18 protein-coding genes and 1 pseudogene are annotated in these 20,466 nt (G+C 72.0%); 12 read left to right on the top strand and 7 right to left on the bottom strand.

The features are described from left to right. On the bottom strand, window positions 1–1,086 hold a 1,086-nt coding region (locus GTY56_RS26905; protein ID WP_237525057.1), incomplete at its 3' end, for a serine/threonine-protein kinase. A 242-nt stretch (window positions 1,087–1,328) separates the two neighbouring features. On the opposite strand from GTY56_RS26905, the gene GTY56_RS26900 reads away from it, so the two are divergent. Further along, window positions 1,329–2,054, top strand: coding sequence for a hypothetical protein (locus tag GTY56_RS26900; RefSeq protein ID WP_161367895.1), 726 nt, complete (start codon window positions 1,329–1,331; stop codon window positions 2,052–2,054). An 84-nt stretch (window positions 2,055–2,138) separates the two neighbouring features. Here GTY56_RS26900 and GTY56_RS26895 read toward each other — a convergent pair whose 3' ends face one another. After that, a complete protein-coding gene (locus GTY56_RS26895) occupies window positions 2,139–2,720 on the bottom strand; it encodes a biotin transporter BioY (protein WP_161367894.1) in 582 nt (193 codons plus the stop codon). A gap of 289 nt (window positions 2,721–3,009) precedes the next feature. Between GTY56_RS26895 and GTY56_RS26890 the strand changes: the two are divergent. Both GTY56_RS26890 and GTY56_RS26885 read left to right on the top strand, forming a co-directional pair. Further along, window positions 3,010–3,527: pseudogene (locus GTY56_RS26890) on the top strand (ROK family protein); the annotation flags it as partial. A 280-nt stretch (window positions 3,528–3,807) separates the two neighbouring features. After that, the gene (locus tag GTY56_RS26885) at window positions 3,808–5,190 is read left to right on the top strand and encodes an amino acid permease (protein ID WP_161367893.1); all 1,383 of its coding nucleotides are present in this window, start codon (window positions 3,808–3,810) and stop codon (window positions 5,188–5,190) included. Here the strand turns inward: GTY56_RS26885 and GTY56_RS26880 are convergent, their stop codons facing one another. Together GTY56_RS26880 and GTY56_RS40080 are read right to left on the bottom strand one after the other, a co-directional pair. Then, window positions 5,191–7,371: a tetratricopeptide repeat protein gene (locus GTY56_RS26880; RefSeq protein WP_202510790.1), complete on the bottom strand. Its 2,181-nt coding sequence runs from the start codon at window positions 7,369–7,371 to the stop codon at window positions 5,191–5,193. It lies immediately after the preceding gene. After that, complete coding sequence (locus GTY56_RS40080; protein WP_202510789.1) at window positions 7,368–7,787, bottom strand: hypothetical protein; 420 nt, start codon at window positions 7,785–7,787, stop codon at window positions 7,368–7,370. Before GTY56_RS40080 ends, GTY56_RS26880 begins: the two co-directional genes overlap by 4 nt. Before the next feature lie 151 nt (window positions 7,788–7,938). Between GTY56_RS40080 and GTY56_RS26875 the strand changes: the two genes are divergently transcribed. Further along, entirely contained in the window at window positions 7,939–8,586 is a 648-nt protein-coding gene (locus GTY56_RS26875) for a superoxide dismutase (RefSeq protein ID WP_161367891.1), read from the top strand. A gap of 116 nt (window positions 8,587–8,702) precedes the next feature. Here GTY56_RS26875 and GTY56_RS26870 read toward each other — a convergent pair whose 3' ends face one another. From GTY56_RS26870 to GTY56_RS26860, 3 genes are read right to left on the bottom strand one after another with little or no spacing between them, the layout of a single operon-like run. Next, window positions 8,703–9,479 (bottom strand): SAM-dependent methyltransferase, encoded by a 777-nt coding sequence (locus GTY56_RS26870; protein WP_161367890.1) that lies wholly within the window; start codon window positions 9,477–9,479, stop codon window positions 8,703–8,705. Between the two features lie 12 nt (window positions 9,480–9,491). Beyond that, the gene (locus GTY56_RS26865; protein ID WP_161367889.1) at window positions 9,492–10,115 is read right to left on the bottom strand and encodes a histidine phosphatase family protein; all 624 of its coding nucleotides are present in this window, start codon (window positions 10,113–10,115) and stop codon (window positions 9,492–9,494) included. Next, on the bottom strand, window positions 10,112–11,596 hold the full coding sequence (locus GTY56_RS26860) for an FGGY-family carbohydrate kinase (protein WP_161367888.1): 1,485 nt from the start codon (window positions 11,594–11,596) through the stop codon (window positions 10,112–10,114). The genes GTY56_RS26865 and GTY56_RS26860 overlap by 4 nt, the downstream gene beginning before the upstream one ends. A 156-nt stretch (window positions 11,597–11,752) precedes the next feature. Between GTY56_RS26860 and GTY56_RS26855 the strand changes: the two genes are divergently transcribed. Genes GTY56_RS26855 through GTY56_RS26820 form a run of 8 tightly spaced genes read left to right on the top strand, consistent with a single transcriptional unit; the run spans window position 11,753 to window position 20,340 of the window. Beyond that, on the top strand, window positions 11,753–13,174 hold the full coding sequence (locus tag GTY56_RS26855) for an ABC transporter substrate-binding protein (protein WP_161367887.1): 1,422 nt from the start codon (window positions 11,753–11,755) through the stop codon (window positions 13,172–13,174). Between the two features lie 4 nt (window positions 13,175–13,178). Continuing rightward, window positions 13,179–14,063 carry a carbohydrate ABC transporter permease gene (locus tag GTY56_RS26850; protein ID WP_161367886.1) on the top strand — a complete coding sequence of 295 codons (885 nt, stop codon included), beginning with the start codon at window positions 13,179–13,181 and terminating at the stop codon, window positions 14,061–14,063. After that, window positions 14,060–14,884, top strand: a complete 825-nt coding sequence (locus tag GTY56_RS26845) for a carbohydrate ABC transporter permease (RefSeq protein ID WP_062926869.1) — start codon at window positions 14,060–14,062, stop codon at window positions 14,882–14,884. Before GTY56_RS26850 ends, GTY56_RS26845 begins: the two co-directional genes overlap by 4 nt. Further along, window positions 14,881–15,972, top strand: coding sequence for an ATP-binding cassette domain-containing protein (locus GTY56_RS26840; RefSeq protein ID WP_161367885.1), 1,092 nt, complete (start codon window positions 14,881–14,883; stop codon window positions 15,970–15,972). The genes GTY56_RS26845 and GTY56_RS26840 overlap by 4 nt, the downstream gene beginning before the upstream one ends. Continuing rightward, complete coding sequence (locus GTY56_RS26835) at window positions 15,969–16,802, top strand: DeoR/GlpR family DNA-binding transcription regulator (protein ID WP_161367884.1); 834 nt, start codon at window positions 15,969–15,971, stop codon at window positions 16,800–16,802. Before GTY56_RS26840 ends, GTY56_RS26835 begins: the two co-directional genes overlap by 4 nt. Further along, a complete protein-coding gene (locus GTY56_RS26830) occupies window positions 16,774–17,868 on the top strand; it encodes an ABC transporter ATP-binding protein (protein WP_161367883.1) in 1,095 nt (364 codons plus the stop codon). Before GTY56_RS26835 ends, GTY56_RS26830 begins: the two co-directional genes overlap by 29 nt. Next, window positions 17,865–18,896: a 2-hydroxyacid dehydrogenase gene (locus GTY56_RS26825; RefSeq protein WP_161367882.1), complete on the top strand. Its 1,032-nt coding sequence runs from the start codon at window positions 17,865–17,867 to the stop codon at window positions 18,894–18,896. The genes GTY56_RS26830 and GTY56_RS26825 overlap by 4 nt, the downstream gene beginning before the upstream one ends. Window positions 18,897–18,915: 19 nt before the next feature. Further along, window positions 18,916–20,340 carry an FGGY-family carbohydrate kinase gene (locus GTY56_RS26820; protein WP_161367881.1) on the top strand — a complete coding sequence of 475 codons (1,425 nt, stop codon included), beginning with the start codon at window positions 18,916–18,918 and terminating at the stop codon, window positions 20,338–20,340. Window positions 20,341–20,466: the final 126 nt, after the last annotated feature.

The raw sequence follows: 20,466 nt of genomic DNA, 5'->3' as shown, positions 1-20,466 counted from the left end.
GGGCGCGGGGGCGGGGGCGGGCCGGCGTGGGTCCCGGGGAGCGGGGAGGTGGGCGGGGGTCGGTGAGTGCTGCGGGGACTCCTGCGGGGGCGTGGGCAGGGGTGCCCGCACCTGCGGCTGCGGGGCCGGTTGCCGACCCCCGAGGGTGGTTTCCGGATCGGGGGCAGCCGACGGCCGCAGGGGCGGCTCGGACTCCTCGTCCACCGCGGACTTCGACTCCGGCTCCCGTACTCGTTCCGGCTCCGCCTCCTCCGGCCCGACTCCGACCGTCACCGTCGGTGTCGGGACCGCGAACGCCACCGGTCGCAGCGCCGTCTCCAGCGCCTCCAGGTCCGGGCGGGCCGACGGCTCCTTCGCAAGCAGGGACGTCAGGATGTCCCGCAACGGGCCTGCCGCGGCGGGGAGTTCCGGCTCCTCGTACAGGACCGCGTGCAGGGTCGCGAGCGTGGTGTCGCGGGAGAACGGGGAGCGGCCGCCCAGCGCGGCGCAGAGGGTGGCGCCCAGGGACCAGATGTCGGACGGCGGGCCCTGGGGGCGGCCGGAGATGCGCTCGGGGGCCATGTAGTCGGGCGAGCCGACCAGCATGCCGACCATCGTGAGCGCCTTGGCGTCCTGGATCGCGGCGATCCCGAAGTCCGTGAGCACGATCCGCCCTTGGCGGCCGGAACCGGTGCCGTTGCCTCGTCCGGATCCGGCCACCCCGTCCGCGTGCTCCACGAGGACGTTGCCGGGCTTGATGTCGCGGTGCAGTACGCCCCGTTCGTGCACCTGCCGCAGCGCCGCGACCAGACCGAGGCCGATGCGGGCCGTCTCGCCGGGGTCCAGCGGGCCCGTCTCCGCGAGGATCCGTTCGAGGGAGCGGCCCGCGACCAACTCCATGACGATCCACAGGCGTTCGCCCTCGTCGACCACGTCGTAGACCCGTACGACGTTGGGGTGGTCGATCCGGGCCGTGGCCCTGGCCTCGCGCAGGGTGCGTTCGCGGCGGGTCCCGCTGTCCTCCGCGTCGAGACCGTCGATCCGCATTTCCTTGACGGCGACCGGCCGGTCGAGTATTTCGTCGGCGGCTCGCCACACCCGCCCCATTCCCCCCTGGCCAATACTTTCGACCAACCGATAGCGTCCCGTCACCAATATCCCTGGAACACCGCCGCTGTTCGCATTCCCCGGCAATCCGCTGCACCCCCTCCACGACACCGCGACCGACTCCAGTGAAACACAACGGTCACACTTCGTGCCGCACCAGGATAGTGCGGTGAAATCTTGTGGTACCTCTTTCAGTGCTGCGAATTCAGGCGCAGTCCAGGGGGACAGCAAGGGGGGCGAACATGAGTTCTCGTCGTTCGACGGCGATCGCGGGATCGCTGGTCATGGCATCTTTCTCGGCGGTGTTGATCCTTTCCGGCACAGCCGGGGCGGAGGACGAAGGGCCGCCGAGCGGCAAGGGGGGAAAGGCGGTTGACGAGGCACCGGCGGGGGTGAAGCTCACCACGCTGCTACCCGGGAAGATCTCGGTCGACAACGGATCGGAAAAGACGGCTATTACCGCCACGGTGAAGAACGAGGGGAGCAAGGACAGCGGGAAGATCAGGTTGCTCGTCGTCGGTTTTGACGGTCTTGTCGTCAAGGGCGTCGAGGGATGTTCGGCGATACCCGAGAGCGGACTTCCGGAAGGATCGAACAGCGGATTCGCATGCCCGATCGACAACCTCGCGGCCGGTAAGTCGAAGTCGTACGCCGTCGACGCGACGTTCGACCTCGGCAAGACCGGGAAGATCTGTCTGCCCGTGCAGACGGGCGACGGGAAGAAGACCTTCTGGCAGCAGGGCCCGGTGCCGTTCGGCACGAGCAACCCGTCACCGAACGCCCCGGCCACGCCCCTGCTGCTCGGTACCGACAACGAACCGGCGGGCCCGGGCGGCAAGGAGCTGCCGAAGACCGGTCCGGCGCGTGATCTGCTGCCGCTGGGCGCGGCCGGAGCGTCGCTGCTCGCGGTGGGCGTGGCCGGAATGTGGTGGTCGCAGCGGCGGCGGCCGGGGGCTCAGGAGGGCTGAACCGGCCGCGGTCGCGCCGCGCGGAACACGGAGAGGCCCGCCGGGGGCATCGCCCCGGCGGGCCTCTCCGTAACTCTGGTGCCGTCAGCGCTTGTTCGCGAACTTCCAGGCCGTCGGCAGGGCGCCCATCGCCAGCGCCGCCTTCAGCGCGTCGCCGATGAGGAACGGCGTGAGGCCGGCCGCGATCGCGGCGGTGGCGGACATACCGGTGGCGAGGGCCAGGTAGGGCACGCCGATGGCGTAGATGATCGCCTCGCCCACCAGCATCGTGCCGGCCATGCGCAGCACCGAGCGGTCGGCGCCGCGGCGGGCCAGGGCGCCGACGACGGTGGCGGCGAGGATCATGCCGAGGATGTAGCCGAAGGAGGGGGCGACGCCCGAGGTGCCCTGCGCGAACCACGGCACACCGGCGATGCCCGCCACGGCGTACAGCGCGAGCGCCATGAAGCCGCGGCCGGCGCCGAGGGACGTGCCGACGAGCAGCGCGGCGAAGGTCTGGCCCGTCACCGGCACCGGGGAGCCCGGCACGGGCACGGAGATCTGGGCGGCGAGGCCGGTGAGCGCGGCGCCGCCGAGCACGAGGGCCGCGTCCCGGACTCGGGAGGCAGGGAGCAGGTCGGCGAGGACCTGCCCGGCGCGGGCGGGTGTGGCGGCAGCGGTGCTCATGGGGACTCCGCGAGGGTGAGGGCCGGTGGGACATCGTGACGCTATCCCAGCGTGCCCGGCCTGATCACCGTCAGCCGTCCACAAAGGCGTGGACCGGCCGTTGGTCGGCTTCACACAAAGGATGCGGGATACAGCGACCGGGGCGTGATGCCGGTCACGGTGATGGGGTGCCCTGTGCCACGAGAGCGGGACGGCACCCGTCTGTAGGTTTCCACCAAAGGCACCGGGGCGGCCGTTTCGCCCGTCGGTCGCCGTCTGGGCAGTCCCGGGTCGTTCTGCCGGCGCTGCGACCCGGCTCGTGGTGGGCGAGGTGCACGTGGCGGTGCCGTACGCCACGGTCGCGCTGCTGGATCCGCGCGGGCGGGTGCTGGCCCGCAGCGAGGTGGAGCACCGAGGAACCGAGCGCGCGCAGGTGCCGGCCCGGGCCGCCGACGCACTGGCGGCGCTGCTCGCCGGGGCGCCCGGCAGCAGGGTGCTGGGGCCGGGTTCGCCGCGGGCGGCTGGGTGGACCGGGGCTCGGGCACCGTCGTGGAGCATCCGCTGCTGGGCCGGCGCGAGGTGCCGGTGCGGGAGCTGCTCGGGGCGCGCACCGGGCTGCCGGTCCACGTGGACGGGCACGCGCGGGCGTTGGTGAGCGCGGAGCGGCTGTTCGGGCGGGCACGGGGCGGCCGCAGCGTGCTGTACCTGTTCGCGGGCCACGTCGTGGACGCGGCGTTCGCCACCCGTGACGAGGTGCACCACGGCCCGCGCTCCCAGGCGGGGTCGATCGCCCATCTGCCGGTGCCGGACGGCACGGAGCCCTGCGACTCGCAGCAGGTGGTCGTGACGGAGATCGGGGCATGCACCGGGCCGGCCCCGCCGCCTGCACCGGGTGACGGTCGCCGGGGACACGCCATTGGGGGTGGAGGGCAAGGGGAGCCACGTCATCGAGGGCGACGCCTCGCACTACACGCCGGTCGCCGCCCAGACACACAGAGCGACGCGGCTGTCCGCATGCTGGGATGCCTCGTCGCTGAGGCGGGGAGGCATCCGAGACTGGCGGCGTTTTTGCCCTCGCACGCCCTCACGCATTGGACGAGCCGCGCCCATGCCCACCAGCACCACCAAGGGGAAGCCGTCCGGCACGGACGCTTCCCTCTCCCACGGCCTGAAGCAGCGCCACCTGTCGATGATCGCCCTCGGCGGGGTGATCGGGGCCGGTCTGTTCGTCGGCTCCGGTGCCGGTATCGCCGCGGCCGGTCCCTCGATCGTGGTCGCCTACGCCCTCTCCGGTGTCCTCGTGATGCTGGTGATGCGGATGCTCGGCGAGATGTCGGCCGCGTATCCCTCGTCGGGGTCGTTCTCCGCGCACGCCGAGCGGGCGATCGGCCCCTGGGCCGGGTTCACCGCCGGCTGGTCCTTCTGGGTGCTGCTCTGCACGGCCGTCGGCCTGGAGGGCATCGGCGCCGCGAAGATCGTCAGCGGCTGGCTGCCGGGCACGCCGGAGTGGGCGTGGGTGGCACTGTTCATGGTCGTCTTCTGCGCCACGAACCTCGCGGCCGTGAAGAACTTCGGCGAGTTCGAGTTCTGGTTCGCGGCGCTGAAGGTCGGCGCGATCACCCTGTTCCTGGTGCTCGGTGTCCTGGCGATCCTCGGGATCCTGCCCGGCACGGACTCCCCCGGCGCGAGCCACCTCACCGACTTCCTGCCGAACGGCGGTGAGGGTCTGGTCATCGGTCTGCTCGCCTCGGTCTTCGCCTACGGCGGCCTGGAGACGGTCACCATCGCGGCGGCCGAGTCGGAGAACCCCGTCCAGGGCGTCGCGAGCGCGGTCCGCACGGCGATGTGGCGCATCGCGCTGTTCTACATCGGCTCGATGGCCGTCATCGTCACGCTCGTCCCCTGGGACTCCAAGGAGGTCGTCGAGAAGGGCCCGTACGTCGCCGCCCTCGACGAGCTCGGCATCCCGGGCGCCGGCCAGCTGATGAACGTGGTCGTGCTGGTCGCCCTGCTGTCGGCGATGAACGCCAACATCTACGGTGCCTCCCGCATCGCGTACTCGCTGGTGGAGCGCGGCCAGGGCCCGAAGGGACTCGGCCGGGTCTCGGGCGGGGTGCCGCGGATCGCCGTGCTGGCTTCCTCGGTGTTCGGGTTCCTGTGCGTGCTGCTGAGCTACTGGCGGCCCGACGACGTCTTCGCCTGGCTGCTGAACATGATCGGCGCGGTGATCCTTGCCGTCTGGATCTTCATCGCCGTCTCGCAACTGCGTCTGCGCCGCCGCCTGGAGCGCGAGGCCCCCGAGAAGCTGGCCGTGCGCATGTGGGCGTTCCCCTGGCTGACCTGGGTCGCCCTGGCCGGCATGGGCGCGGTCTTCGTCCTGATGGCCCGGGAGCCGGACACGCGGGTGCAGCTGTACTCGACCGGTGGGATGACCGTGTTCCTGGCCCTGGTGGGGTACGCGCGGCAGCGGGTGCGGGCGCCCCGGGGCTGATCAGTCACCGGCTGCGGCCTGCCAATCGGCGAGCCACACACGGTCCTCGATGACGAACGGGTGCTCGGTACCGAGCACCCGTTCGCTTCGCTCGATGACGTCCTTCAGGAGCGCGACTGCTTCGGCGACTCGCCCCGATCCCTTGGCGATCAGGGCTCCCAGGGTCAGGGCGGACAGGGCCTGGGGGTGGTCGGCGCCTTGGACGGTGATCCGGTCGGCCAGTACGCGCTGGGCGAGCGGCTCCGCCTCCTCGTACCGGCCCAGCTGGTACAGGCCGAAGGCGTAGTTGTGCCGTGCGGTCAGCGTCGTGAGGTCGTCGGGCGGCAGTGCGCGCTCGCAGACTCCGAGGAGGGCTTCGGCCTCCGTCTCGAGCTCCTGCCCCCTGCCAATGCGGGGCAACAACTCGAGCAGGTCCGCCCAGGTCGCCAGTGTTTCCGGGGAGTCCTCCCCCAGGACTCGCCGCTGCCCGTCGAGGGCCCTGCGGAGGAAGGGCTCGGCCTCCTCCTCCTTGCCCGCGAGCAGGAGGGGGGAGTGCAGGCGGTGGCAGCTGCGGAGCGTGTCCGGGTGATCGGGGCCAAGGACGCGTTCGCGCCGTCCGAGGATCAGGCGGCACAGGGCCTCGGACTCGGCATAGCGCCCGTTGCGCCACAGCGCGCCGGCCTGCGCGTCCCTGGCCTCCAGGGCTGCCGGATGCTCCACGCCCAGAAGTGCCTCGATCCGCTCGACGACTGCGGGAGCGGACTCCAGCGTGCCCGCGAACTCGGCGGAGTCGAACATTCGCCGCAGCACGCGCGCGGCCAGTGTGGCGGTCCGTTCGCCGGGGGCCGCGGCAAGAAGCGCCGAGGCGTGCGGCGCGAGCAGGGCGAGCTGGCGCCGGCGGTCCAGCGGATTGACTCCCTGCCCGGGCAGTGCGGCCGCCAGCACGGCGGCCGCCACCTCCGCGAGAGCTGAGCGCTCGGCCGGAGTCATGCCCGCCGCGACACTGTCGAGCAGCACCCCGTGCGCCCGCACGCACCGCACTCCGTCGGCTTCCACCAGCTCGGCCAGCGAGTGATCGAGGAGTCCTCGGAGCGCGGGCTCCAACTGTCCGGCGCGCACAGCCGGTTCGAGACCCTCCGCCGCGGTTTCCCGCAGAGCCGCCAGCACACTCAGCGGCACCGGATCCGCCGCCAGCAGCGACAGCAGCCGCAGCAGTGTCGTCGCTTCGGGCAGCCCCTGCTCAGTCAACGCGTCCAGGGACAACTGCCAAGTGCGGCCCACCAGTTGGCGTGATTGGTCGCTGCCGTACCCCGACGCCCCCCGGTCGACGATGGCCGTCGACTCCTCGGCGAGCCTGTTGTCGTACTCCTCCATGGTCCACGACTCCAGAAGCTGGTGGGCGAGATGGGAACCGGCCAGGGTGAGGGCGAGCGGCAGGCGGCCCAGACGATGGGCCACCTTGCGTGCCGAGTCGAGGTCCCCCGCGTCGGGCGCCAGGTCGCACAACACCTGGGCGGCGTCTTCCAGTGGCAGGAGGCCGAGGGCGTACCCGGTCATCCCCGGGCCGCGCCACAACGGTGACGTGGCATGTCGGGTGGTGACCACGACGGTGCCCCGACGACTCGTGCGCAGCCACGCCCCGCCCTCCAGGACCGTCGGATCGTCGGCGTTGTCGAGGACCAGCAGCCAAGGTTCGTCCGAGAGGTCGAGGTAGTGCCAGACCAGGTCGGCCGCGGCGCGCTGGCCCGCGGCGGCCGCGGCGAGTTCACCGGCCGTCGCGCCCCGGTCGCCGGCGACCGCCAGCATTCCGGCGCGCAGGGACATCCGCTCGGAGGCGTTGACCCAGAAGCCGATGCGGCCATGTGCGCGCGTGGCCTCGGTGAACAGCCAATACGCCAGGGCGGTCTTGCCGCAGCCGCCCATGCCGTGCACGACGTGCGCCTGTCCGCCGGGCCCGGCGACGGCGGGCCTCAGTATCTCGAGCAGTTCCTCGCGGTCGCGCAGGATGCCCGGCGGACGGCCGACCAGCGGGACGCGGACCGAGTCGGGCACGGGCGGGCCCGCTGCGGGCAGCGGCCGGGGGCCGCCGAGGAAGGGCGCCGCACCCGCGTCGTAATGGTGGTGGTGCTCCTCGATGTACTGGTCGCCGGCCGTCTGGAATACCCGCCCCTGCCCCGAGGCCCGGGCGCCGAGTTCGCTCATCGCTCGGTGATGTGCTGGTCGCGTCCGGCCTGGTAGACCCGGCCGCTGCCGGAGACCTCGGCGCGCAGCCGTACCTCCACCCCGGACTGCGCCTGCGAAGTCGCGGGCGTCAACTCCGCGAGGATGCGACGGAGTTCGTCGGCCACCTCGGGGCGGGCGACCAGGAGTCGGCGGACCCTCGCCTGCCACTCGGCGGTGAGTTCGGAGGCGGCCTCGGCGTCACCGGTCCGCTGGGCGAGCAGGAGGTCCTCGCGGGTGGCCTCCAGTTCACCGCCGACAGCCTCCGCGCGGTCGGGCTGGAAGCGCTGCCAGAGGGAGACGAGGCCCTCGCGGGCCGACTCCCAGGCCTGACCGGCCATCAGCGTCACCATCGTCGTGCCCGCGGTTCTGGCGAGTTCGGCGATCTCGGGTCCCATGGCCGCCCCCCTTCCCTACGAGGTCCGACAGTAGGTCGCCCTCCGCCGGCCGCGCACTCCCCTTCCGCCCGTCCGCCCGGCCCCGCACTCTTCTTGCTGTTAGCGTGTACTTGCAAGATTGTTGCAATAAGCTCCGGAGGGGATCCCGCCCATGCCCGTCTACACGTTGCCCGAGCTGCCGTACGACTACTCAGCGCTCGCCCCCGTGATCAGCCCCGAGATCATCGAGCTGCATCACGACAAGCACCACGCCGCCTACGTGAAGGGCGCCAACGACACGCTGGAGCAGCTGGCCGAGGCGCGGGACAAGGAGACGTGGGGGTCGGTCAACGGCCTGGAGAAGAACCTGGCCTTCCACCTCTCCGGGCACATCCTGCACAGCATCTACTGGCAGAACATGACCGGTCCGAAGGACGGCGGCGGCGAGCCGCTGGCGCAGGACGGGGTGGGTGAGCTCGCGGACGCGATCACCGAGTCCTTCGGGTCCTTCGCGCATTTCAAGGCGCAGTTGTCCAAGGCGTCGGCCACGACGCAGGGTTCGGGCTGGGGCGTGCTCGCGTACGAGCCGCTGAGCGGGCGGCTGATCGTGGAGCAGGTCTACGACCACCAGGGCAACGTCGGCCAGGGCGCGACCCCGATCCTCGTCTTCGACGCCTGGGAGCACGCCTTCTACCTCCAGTACCGCAACCAGAAGGTCGACTTCATCGAGGCGATGTGGCGGGTCGTCAACTGGCAGGACGTGGCACGCCGTTACGAGGCCGCCACGTCCCGGGCGGATGTGCTGCTGCTGGCCCCCTGAGGCCGTGAAGCGTCCTGCCTCGTGATCGTCTTCTCACCTTTCACGCACGGCAGGCGGATAGACGGAGACCCCCGCGAGGACGTGACTCGCGGGGGTCTCCTGTAGTCCGCAGGACGCTACGGCTTGCGGCCGAGGCCGCCGTGCTGGCCGACCGGGTCCGTGGGGGCGCCCGGTTCGGGGCGCCAGAGCGGCACCGAGACCACGCCCGGTTCCACCAGATCCAGGCCCTCGAAGAACGCCTCGATCTGCTCCACCGGCCGCAGGAAGTACGGGACCGCGCCGGTCTCGTTGTAGGCGTCCTGCGCCTGCTCGTAGGCCGGGTCGGTGCCGCGTGAGCCCTCGTTGAGGGAGAGGTGGCTGCCGGAGGGCAGCGGTGCCATGAGGCGGCGGACGAGGTCGCGGGCCTGCTCGTAGTCCGCCACGTGGCCCAGGATGCCGCTGAGGATCAGGGCCGTGGGCCGGGTGAGGTCGAGGGTCTTCCCCGCGGCCTCGATGATCTGCTCGGGCTCGTGGAGGCTGATGGGCTCGTACGCCGTCGCGCCCTCGGGGGTGGAGGTGAGCAGGGCGCGGGCGTGGGCGAGGACCAGCGGGTCGTTGTCGACGTAGACGATCCTCGCCTCGGGGGCGAGGCGCTGGGCGACCTCGTGGGTGTTGTCGACGGTCGGCAGGCCGGTGCCGACGTCCAGGAACTGCCGTACGCCGGCCTCCTGGACGAGGTACCGGATACTGCGGCCGAGGAAGGCGCGGCTGCTGCGGGCGATGGTGACGATGCCGGGGAAGACGGCGGTGTACGCGTCACCGGCCGCCTCGTCCACCGGGTAGTTGTCCTTGCCGCCCAGCCAGTAGTTCCAGATCCGGGCCGAGTGCGGCACCGACGTGTCGATCTGCGTCATGTGCTCATAGTGCTACGGGACATCGGCCTCGCAGGGCACATTGAGTGAGAGGAGTGCGGCGGAACCGTCGGAGTTCACACGCAGTTCGCTGATGGCCGCGTTCCGCAACCGCGGGAGCACTCTGCGGTACTCGCTCACCGGGATCGACAGCAGGGTGCACAGCACCAGCCGCAACAGGGTGTTGTGGGCGACGACCAGGACCCGTTCGCCGGAGTGGGCGGCGGCGATGTCCCGCAGGGCCCGCACGCCGCGGGCCGCCGCCGTCCGCGGGTCCTCGGCGCCGGGGAAGGAGTGCTCCACCGGGTCGGCCCGGTAGGCCGCGGCCCACTCCGGGTCCTCGGTCTCGAACTCGGCGAGTGTGCGGCCCTCCAGCACACCGAAGTCGCATTCGCGCAGGTGGGGTTCGCTCTGGGGGGTGAGGCCGAGGGCACGGCAGGCGGGCTCGGCGGTGGCGACGGCACGGGACAGGGGGGACGTCCAGATCGCGTCGACGGGATGGGCGGCGGCCCACCGGCCGAGGGCCTCGGCCTGGGCGCGGCCGGTGTCGGTGAGGTCGATGTCGCTGATGCCGGCGTAGCGGTTCTCGGCGTGCCAGACGGTCTGTCCGTGGCGGACCAGCAGGAGGGTCGTACTCATGATGCGGAAGTATCCCCGCTCAGACGGCTGTGTGCGTGCGCGGCGACCGGGCCGGGCAGCCAGCCGCGGTCCCGCAGGGCGTCGACCAGACGCGCGTACGGTTCGGCGAAGACCGCGGTGCGGCCGGGGCGGGGTTCGACGACGGTCCGCACGCGCACCATGCGGTCGGCGACGTCCGCGAACGCCCCGGTCCCCGACGCCCCGTGGGCGGCCAGTGCCGCCATCCCCAGAGCCGGTTCGGTCTGCTCGGGGACGCGGGCCGGGCGGCCGAGGATGTCGGCGCGCAGCTGGTTCCAGTACGGGCTGCGGGCGCCGCCGCCGGTGAAGGTGAGCGGGCCGTCCAGGGGCGCGCCGAGATGGTGCAGGTAGTCCAGGCACAGGCGTTCGGTGAGACCGACCCCCTGGAGGAGCGCCGCCCACAGGTCGGCGTCCTCCACGGGGTCGCCCAGGACGAACGGGGTCGCCTCCGGCGCCCGGAAGGGGAACCGCTCCCCCGGTGACACCAGCGGATAGGCGACAGCACGGGACGGTTCGTGGGCGGCCGCCCGCGCGTCCATGCCGGCCGGGTCGGCGTCCGGGAAGTGCGCCGCGAGCGCCCCGGCCCCGACGCTCGACGCCCCGCCGGGCAGCCAGGTGCCGTCCGGAGCACGGTGGTTGTAGACCACGCCGGTGGGGTCGCGGACCGGGTCGCGGGCGGCGCCCTTCAGCACGAGCGTGGTGCCGAGCACGGAGTTCCAGGAGCCGGGCCGCAGCGCGCCCGACGCGATCTGGGCCGCGCAGCCGTCGGTCATCCCGGCGAGCACCGGTGTGCCGGCGGGGATGCCGGTGGCGTCGGCGGCGGCCGGACAGACCTCGCCGAGGCGCGTCCCCGGGCGGACGACATCGGGCAACAGGCCCTCGGGCAGGCCCAGTCGGGCCAGGGCGGCCTCCGGCCAGCGGTCGCCCGCCAGGTCGTAGCCCGTCTTCAGGGCATGGCTGGAATCGGCCGGGGGTGGCTCGCCCGTGAGCCGGCCGACGATCAGGTCGGGCTGGTGCGTCAGGCGCAGCGGGGTGCCGCCGTACTCCTCCAGCAGCCACAGCGTCTTCGGCAGCGCCCAGGTGTCCTGGACCGCGAGCCCCGCCTCCCGCGCCCGCGCGGCCTGCGCCGTCGCCCGACCGTCGTCGTACATCAGGGCGGGGCTCACCGGGCGGCCCGAGCCGTCCGTCAGCAGGACCGTGCCGGACGTGCCGCACACCGCGAGTCCGCCGACCGGCAGGCCGGGCGGTGCGGAGCCGAGGGCCGCTCGCGACGCCTCGCACAGCGCCGCCCACCACCGCAGCGGGTCCTGCTCGTGCCGCACCCCGTCCCGGCGCCCCGTGAGCGGGGCCGAGCCGCTGCCGAGAACCGTGCCGTCGGCGGTGACGAGCAGCACCCGGACGCTCTGCGTGCCCAGGTCGACGCCCAGCCAGGCCGCGCCCGCGCCCGCACCCTCGTCCACCATCCGGAACCTCCCACGCCGTCGCAGCCGGATCTGTGAACTTCTCACTGTGCCCCGATATTTTCCCGTGCGCGAGGGATTGACGCCCAACTTCAGCCGTTCCACCCTCTGTTAACGAGTCGACTCGACGTGTTAACCAGGCTCCACGCGGAGGTACGGATGGACACGCACGTGCACGACCGCCGGCGCTTCCTCGCCCTCGCCGCCGGGGCGGCGGCGGCCCCGTTGCTCACGGCCTGCGGCGCCGGCTTCGGCGGGAACGACGACCAGAGCGACGGCTCCGCCGCGGACGACGTCACCGGTTCCTTCGACTGGAAGCGGGAGAAGGGCACCACCGTCAAGGCCCTGCTCAACAAGCACCCGTACACGGACGCGCTCATCGCCGACCTCAAGGCGTTCACCGCGAGGACCGGCATCGAGGTCGAGTACGACGTCTTCCCCGAGGACAACTACTTCGACAAGCTCACCGTGGACCTGTCCAGCGGGCGTGCCTCCTACGACGTCTTCATGCTCGGCGCGTACATGGTGTGGCAGTACGGGCCTCCGGGCTGGCTGGAGGACCTCGGCCCCTGGATGCGCAACTCCTCGGCCACCGGCGACGAATGGGACCGGGCGGACTTCTTCCCGAACCTGCTCCAGGCCGACCAGTGGTCCCTGAAGGCGGGCGCGCCGCTCGGCCGGGGCGGGCAGTACGCGCTGCCGTGGGGCTGGGAGACCAACGTCGTCGCGTACAACACCGAGGTGTTCCGCAAGCTCGGCGTGAAACCGGCGGAGACGTTCGACGAGCTGACCGAACTCGCCGGAACCATCAAGCGCAAGGCGCCGGGCGCGGGCTTCGACGGCATGTACGGGATCGCCGTGCGCGGCTCCCGGAGCTGGGCCACCATCCACCCGGGCTTCATGACGATGTACGCCCGCAACGGGCTGAAGGACTTCACGGTCGACGGCGGGAAGCTCACCCCGGCCATGAACAGCCCCGAGGCCGTCGCCTTCACGGAGGACTGGGCCCGGATGGTCAAGCGGGGCGGGCCGCCCTCGTGGACGTCGTACACCTGGTACCAGTGCTCCAGCGACCTGGGCGCGAAGAAGGCCGGGATGCTGTTCGACGCCGACACGGCCGCCTACTTCCAGGCGGTGAAGGGCGCGAGCCCCGCATCCGGGAGGATCGCCTTCCACCCGGGGCCGAAGGGGCCGGACGGGTCGCTCGCCACCAACATGTGGATCTGGTCGCTCGGCATGAACGCCAAGAGCAAGAAGAAGAGCGCCAGTTGGCTGTTCCTCCAGTGGGCCACCGGCAAGGAGCACCTGCTCAAGAGCGCGATCACGCACAACCACATCGACCCGGTGCGCAAGTCCGTCGCCGACGACGCCGCGTACAAGGACAAGATGCGGCACCTGCCGGACTTCCTGGAGACCTTCGAGACGGTCGTCGACCAGACGAAGATCCAGTTCACCCCGCAGGCCCAGTTCTTCGACGCGACGACCAGCTGGGCCTCGGCGCTCCAGGAGATCTACGGGGGCAAGGACGCGAAGCCGGTCCTGGACGGGCTGGCGGACGCCCTCGCCGGCAAGGTGGGCTAGGGCGATGGGGTGGCGGCTCACCCTGCGCCCGTACGTCCTGATCGTCCCGGCCCTCCTGCTGACCTGCGGGATCCTCTACCCCTTCGGGCTCGGCCTGTACTACACGCTGTTCGACTTCTCGGCGAGCAAACCGCAGCCGGACATGGTGCGGTTCGAGAACTACAGAGCCGTCTTCACCCAGGAGGCGTTCTGGAACTCGGCGTGGGTGACGGTGCTGTACGCGGTCGGGGCGGCGCTCGCCGAGACGGTGCTCGGCGTGGCCGTCGCCCTGCTGTTGCACCGCTCGACGCCGGTCGGCCGGGTGCTGGAGAAGATCCTGATCCTGCCGCTGATGATCGCCCCGGTGATCGCGGCGATCATCTGGAAGCTGATGCTCCAGCCGTCGGTCGGGGTGGTCAACCACCTGCTGAGGCCGTTCGGCCTGGGCGGGGTGCAGTGGACCGACACCCCGACGGGCGCGCTGCTGTCGTCGATCGCCGTGGACGTCTGGGTCTACACCCCGTTCGTGGCGATCCTCGCCCTCGCCGGTCTGCGGTCGCTGCCCGCCTCCCCGTTCGAGGCGGCGGCCGTGGACGGCGCGGGGTGGTGGTACACCTTCCGGCGCCTGACGCTGCCGATGCTGTGGCCCTACGTCCTGGTCGCGGTGATCTTCCGGTTCATGGACTCGCTGAAGGTGTTCGACATCATCTACGCCCTCACCGAGGGCGGGCCGGGCGACTCGACGGTGGTGCTCCAGATCCGGGCGTACCTCGAAGCCATCCGCTTCCAGCGGTACTCCTTCGGCATCAGCTACACGATCGTGCTGTGGGCCGTGGTGTACCTGGCCGCGATGGTGCTGGTGAAGCACCTCGGGAAGATCCAGCGGAAGGCCGCGGAGGTGACCACATGAGGAAACGCCTGGTGGGGTGGCTGTGCGACACCGCCCTGATCCTCTACTTCGTCTTCGCGCTGTTCCCCATCGCCTGGATGGTGATCCTTTCGCTGAAGCCGGCCGACCAGCTCTTCTCCACCTACTTCTCCTTCTCCCCCACCCTCGACGGCTACCGGACGGTCCTCGGCGACAGCGAGGGCATCCCGTTCGTGCGGTTCTTCGTCAACAGCCTGGTGGTGTCGGTCGGGGCGGTCGTGCTGTCCCTGGTGGTCGGCCTGCCGGCCGCCTACGCCTCGGCCCGCTGGCGGTTCAAGGGCTCCGAGAACCTGATGTTCACGCTGCTGTCGTTCCGCTTCGCGCCCGAACTGACCGTGATCATCCCGCTGTTCGTGCTCTACCAGAAGCTCGGCCTGTTCGACACGTACGTCGGCATGGTGTGGGTGCTGCAACTGGTCACGCTGCCGCTCATCGTGTGGATCATGCGGTCCTACTTCGCCGACCTCACACCCGAGCTGGAACAGGCCGCCCTGCTCGACGGCTACACCCGCAAGCAGGCGTTCTTCAAGGTGGCGCTCCCGCTGGTCAAGCCCGGCATCGCGGCCGTGTCGCTGCTGGCGTTCATCTTCGCCTGGAACAACTTCGTCTTCCCGCTGATCCTCACCTCCAACGAGGCCCAGACGGTGACCGTGGGCGCGCTGTCCTTCCTCGGCGGGGACCGGCCCAAGTACAACCTCACGGCCGCCGCCGCGCTGGTGTCCGTCGTACCGCCGCTGCTGCTGGCACTGACGATCCAGCGGTACCTGGTGCGGGGACTGTCGTTCGGGGCGGTGAAGTCGTGATCCGGCTGAGCGGGATACGCAAGGCGTTCGGGAAGACCGTCGCGCTCGACGAACTCGAACTGGAGGTGCGGGAAGGCGAGTTCTTCTGCCTGCTCGGCCCGTCGGGAGCGGGGAAGACCACGACTTTGAAAACCGTCGCCGGGCTGGAACAGCCCGACTCCGGCACGGTCGTGCTCGACGGCGAGGACATGCGCGGGGTCGAGCCGTACGACCGGGGCGTGGCGATGTGCTTCGAGAGCTACGCCCTCTACCCGCACCGCTCGGCCTACGACAACCTGGCCTCGCCGCTGCGCTCGCCCCGGCACCGGCTGCCCGCCGCCGAGGCCCGGCAGCGGATCGGCGCGATCGCCGAACTGCTCGGCATCTCGGGGCTGCTGGACCGGCCCGTCGGGCAGCTGTCCAACGGTCAGCGGCAGCGGGTCGCCCTCGGCCGGGTCCTGGTCCGCCCCGCCCGGGCCTTCCTGCTGGACGAGCCGCTCTCCCACCTCGACGCCAAGCTCCGCCAGCAGATGCGGGCGGAACTGAAGGCGATCGGGGCCGTGCAGCACACCACCACCCTCTACGTCACCCACGACTCGGTCGAGGCACTGGCGCTCGGCGACCGGATCGGGGTCATCCGGGAGGGCCGGATCGTGCAGACGGGGACGCGGGAGGAGATCTGGTACGAGCCGTACGACACGGAGGTCGCGCGGGCCTTCGGCCGGCCCCGGATCAATCTGCTGCCGGGCGTGGTGACGGAGAGCGGCGTGCGCTCGGACGGCGGTGTGGAACTGCCGGTCCGCCCGCGGGCCGCACCGGGCACGGAGGTGCTGGTGGGCCTGCGTCCCCGGGACATCGCCCTGCACGGCGGCGAGGGCCACGGGCTGACCGGGACCGTGTACGTCACCGAGGTGCTCGGGCGGTCCGTGGAGGTCACCGTCCGGCTCGGGACCGGGGAGCAGCGGGTGTCCTTGGTGGCCCCCCGGGCGGACGCGGCGCGCCTTCGTCCCGACGATCCGGTACGGCTCGTCGTCCGGCCTGAGAACCTGCTGCTGTTCGAGGCCGACCGGCCGGAGCGACCGGGACGACGGATAGAGACGCAGTCATGAGCAGCAACAGCAGTGGTGGACAGCAGGGGCCGGCGGCGCGCCAGGCCGCCATGGCCGAGCAGGTGCTGGCCGACGGCTCGGCGACGGCAGCGGAGCTCGCCGAGCGGTTCGGGGTGAGCCTGATGACCATCCACCGGGACCTCGACGAGCTCGAACGGCAGGGCATCGTACGGAAGTTCCGCGGCGGGGTGACCGCGCAGCCGTCGGGGGTCTTCGAGTCGAACGTGCAGTACCGCCTGAAGACCATGCGGGCCGAGAAGGCCGCCGTCGCGGAGCGCGCGCTGCGGATGGTGGAGCCCGGGATGGCGATCCTCCTGGACGACTCGACGTCCACGCTGGAGATAGCCAGACGGCTGCGCACGGCCGAGATCACGCCGCTGACGGTCGTCACCAACTTCCTGGAGGCCATCAACCTCCTGTCCGGCCGGCGGGGCATCCACCTGATGGCGCTCGGCGGCGACTACGACCCGTTGCACTCCTCGTTCCTCGGCGTGTCGTGCGTGGAGGCGGTCCAGCAGCTGCGGGTGGACGTGTGCTTCGCGTCGACGTCGGCCGTGCACGGGGGGTACGCCTACCACCAGGAGCAGCACATCGTGTCGGTGAAGCGGGCGATGCTCGACGCGGCGGCACGCAACGTCCTGCTGGTCGACCACACCAAGCTCGGCCGGGTCGCCCTGCACCGGGTCGTCCCGCTGTCCCGCTTCGACACGCTCCTCGTGGACGACGGGGCGTCACCGGAGGCACTGCGGGACCTGGACGAACACAAGGTCCGTTACGAGGTTTGCGCGACGAAGGGCGGCCATGACGGGAACGGGACTGGAACTACGTGAGCTGAGGAAGACCTACCGGTCGCGGGGACGGCCAGGGGTGGAGGCCGTCCGCGGAATCGACCTGAGCCTGCGGTCCGGGGAGCTGCTCGGGCTGCTCGGTCCCTCCGGGTGCGGCAAGTCGACCACGTTACGGATGATCGCCGGTCTCGAATCCGTCACCGGCGGGGACATCCTCGTCGGCGGGGCGTCGGTCGTCGAACGGCCCGCCCAGCAGCGCAACATCGGGGTGGCGTTCGAGAACTACGCGCTGTACCCGCCGCTGTCGGTCGCGGAGAACCTGGCGTTCGGGCTGAAGGCCCGGCGGGGGGCCGCCCGCGGTTCCCGGGGCGACGTCGAGCGCAAGGTGAAGGACATCGCCGAGCGGGTGGGGCTGACCGGCCTCCTCGACGCCCGCCCGGCCGGCCTGTCCAGCGGCCAGAAGCAGCGCGTCTCCCTGGCCCGGGCCCTGATCCGCGAACCCGACGTCCTGCTCCTCGACGAGCCGCTCTCCCACCTCGACGCGGCCCAGCGTGACTCCACCCGCCGCGAACTCAAGCGCATCCAGAAGGACCTGGGCCACACCACCATCCTGGTCACCCACGACCAGGAGGAGGCCCTCTCGCTCGCCGACCGGATCGCCGTGATGAAGGACGGCGTCATCCAGCAGCTCGGCACTCCCTACGAGATCTACGACAGCCCGGCCAACGTGTTCGTGGCGGACTTCGTCGGCGAGCCCGCGATCACCCTGCTGCCCGGCATCTCCGGCGGCGACGGCCACGCCCGCCTCTCCGACACGGTGCGGATCGCCCTGCCCGTGCCGGTGGACCGGGGGCGGGAGGTGGTGGTCGGCATCCGCCCCGAGGACGTCCGGCTCACCGCCGAAGGCGGCCTGCCCGCCCGGGTCGTCGCCCATGAACCGCTCCTGGAGTCGGGCCTGGCGACCCTCGCCCTGGACGGCGTCGAACGGCATCTGGTCGTCCTCACCGACCCCGAGGTCCGGCTCGCCCACGACGACCGGGTCCGGGTCACCGCCGACCCCCGGCACACCCATGTCTTCGACGCCGAGTCAGGAGAGACCCTGCGATGACTGACGGAAACAGCGTGCGTGTCGTGGCCGCCGGCGACCACTTCGTCCTGCCGCCGCTGATCACGCGGGCGGTGGAGCACGAGGTGGAGCGGGCCGACGTCCGCGAAGTGCGGCTGGGGTGGCCGCTGGAGCCGTTCGGGCCGGTCGCCGAGGTGCAGGAGGCCAGCGACGCCGAGGACGAGCTGATCGAGGCGCTGGCCGGGGCACAGGTGCTGGTCACACAGATGGGGCCGGTCACCGAGAAGGTCCTCGCCGCCTGCCCGGACCTGAGGCTGGTCGTGGTCTGCCGGGGCGGGCCGGTCAACGTCAACCTGGACGCGGCGAGGAACCGTGACGTGCGGGTCTGCTTCGCGCCGGGCCGCAACGCCGCCGCCACCGCCGAGTTCACCGTCGGCATGATGCTGGCGGCCCTGCGCCGCATCCCCCAGGCCCACGCCCCGCTCGCCGGGCGGGGCAGCTGGGAGGGGGCGACGTACTACACCTACGAGCACAGCGGACTGGAGCTGGAGGACCTGCCCGTCGGCCTGGTCGGGTACGGGGCCGTCGGCAGCCGGGTCGCGCGCGTGCTGTGCGCGTTCGGGGCCCGGGTGATGGTCCACGACCCGTATGTGCACGGCGAGATCCACGGCCTGCGGGTGGCCTCGCTCGACGACCTCCTGCGCCGTTCCCGGGTGATCACCCTGCACGCCCGGCTCACGCCCGAGACGCGGGGGCTGATCGGCGCCCGGGAGCTGGGGCTGCTGCCGTCCGGCGCGGTGGTGGTGAACGTGGCGCGGGGACCGCTGCTGGACGAGGGCGCGCTGTGCGACGCGCTGGAGAGCGGCCGGGTCTCGGCGGCGGCGCTGGACACCTACGAGCGGGAGCCGCTGCCGCCGGACTCCCGGCTGCCGGGGCTGGCCGACCGCGTGGTCCTCACCCCCCACCTGGGCGGGGCGTCGCGCGCGGTCGCGGAGAAGGCCGCCCGGATCGCCGCCGAAGAGGTGGGCCGCTGGGTGCGCGGGGAGCCGCTCGCGCACTGCCTGACCTGAGGACCGGGAGGAGAGCCGCATGTACGTCGGTATCGATGTGGGGACGTCCATGGTCAAGGCGGCGGCCTTCGACGCCACGGGCCGTCAACTGGCCGTGGAATCCCGCCCGGTGGGCCTGGACCTGCACGGCGGGGTCGTCGAACAGGACATGGAGGAGGTGTACGGGGCGGTCGTCGCGGTGCTCGAAGCGCTCACCTCCGCCGTGGAGGAGCCCGTCGAGCTGGCCGGGCTCACCGGGCAGGGCGACGGGGTGTGGCTGGTCGACGGTGAGGGCCGGCCGGTGCGCCCCGCCGCCTCCTGGATGGACGGGCGGGCGCACGAGCTGGTCGACCGGTGGCTGGCGGACGGCACCTTCGAGACGGTGTTCCGGCGGACGGGCGGCGCGATGTTCCCGGGCTCCCCGGGCCCGCTCCTGGCGTGGCTGGAACGTCACGAACCGAAGGCGCTGGATGCCGCGAAGGCCGCCCTGTACTGCAAGGACATGGTGTTCCAGCGGCTGACCGGCGCCGGTCCGACGACGGATGTGTCGGACGCGTCGATGCCGTTCCTGGACCCGAGGACCCGGACGTACGACAACCGGGTCGTCGAACTGCTGGGGCTGGCGCACCGCAGGGGCCTCCTGGCCCCGGTCAGCGACCCGGTCGCCACGGCCGGGGCACGCGGTGAGGGCCTGCCGGCCGGGACCCGGATCGCGAACGGGCCCTACGACCTGCCGGCCTGTGCGCTGGGCGCCGGGGTGACGTCCCCGGGGGACGGTCTGCTGATCGTGGGCACCTGTCTGGCCAGCCTGGTCGCCACCATCGACCTCGACCTGACCGGCGAACCGGCCGGCCTGTACATCTCCACGGACCGGCCCGGGCACTGGCTGCGCGCCATGCCCGCCATGGTCGGCACGGCGGCGCTGGACTGGGTGCTGTCGACGACGGGGGTGCGGCACGACGAGGTGGACGGCCTGCTGGCCGGGACGCCGCCGGGCGCGAACGGCGTCCGGGTGCTGCCGTACTTCGCGCCCTCCGGTGAACGCGCCCCCTTCGTCGAACCGCGCCTGCGCGCCGAACTGACGGGCGTGTCCCTGGAGTCGAGCCGGGGTGATCTGGTCCGCGCCACCTGCGAGGGCATCGGGTACGCGGCCCGGCACTGCCTGGCGGCGGCGGGCCTGACCGGGAGCCTGGCCGTGTGCGGCGGCGGCACCCGCAGTTCCGCCTGGATGCGTCTGCTGGCCGATGTGCTCGGGCGGCCGTTGCGGGTCGTGGAGGGCGAGGTGGGCGCGCGGGGCGCGGTCCTGGCGGCGGCCGAGCGGTACGGGGTGCCGCTGGACGCGGAGGTGTGGACGCAACCGACGGCGGTCGTGGAGCCGGACCCGGAGCGGGCCGCTTTCTACACCGGGGGTTATGAGCAGCACCTGGAACGGCTGGCCGGGGCACGGGCCCGGGCCCGGACGTGAACCTGCTGTCGACGAAGGGGAGTCGCATGCACCTCGCACGGAGATCCCTCCTGCTCGCGGCGGCCGCGGGAACCGGCGCAGCCGCCACGGCGGGCCCGGCTGCGGCGGGCCCGGCTGCGGCCGGAC

The sequence above is a fragment of the Streptomyces sp. SID5643 genome, assembly GCF_009872555.1.
Lineage (GTDB): Bacteria > Actinomycetota > Actinomycetes > Streptomycetales > Streptomycetaceae > Streptomyces > Streptomyces iakyrus.
This window is presented reverse-complemented; position numbering and strand designations above follow the sequence as displayed.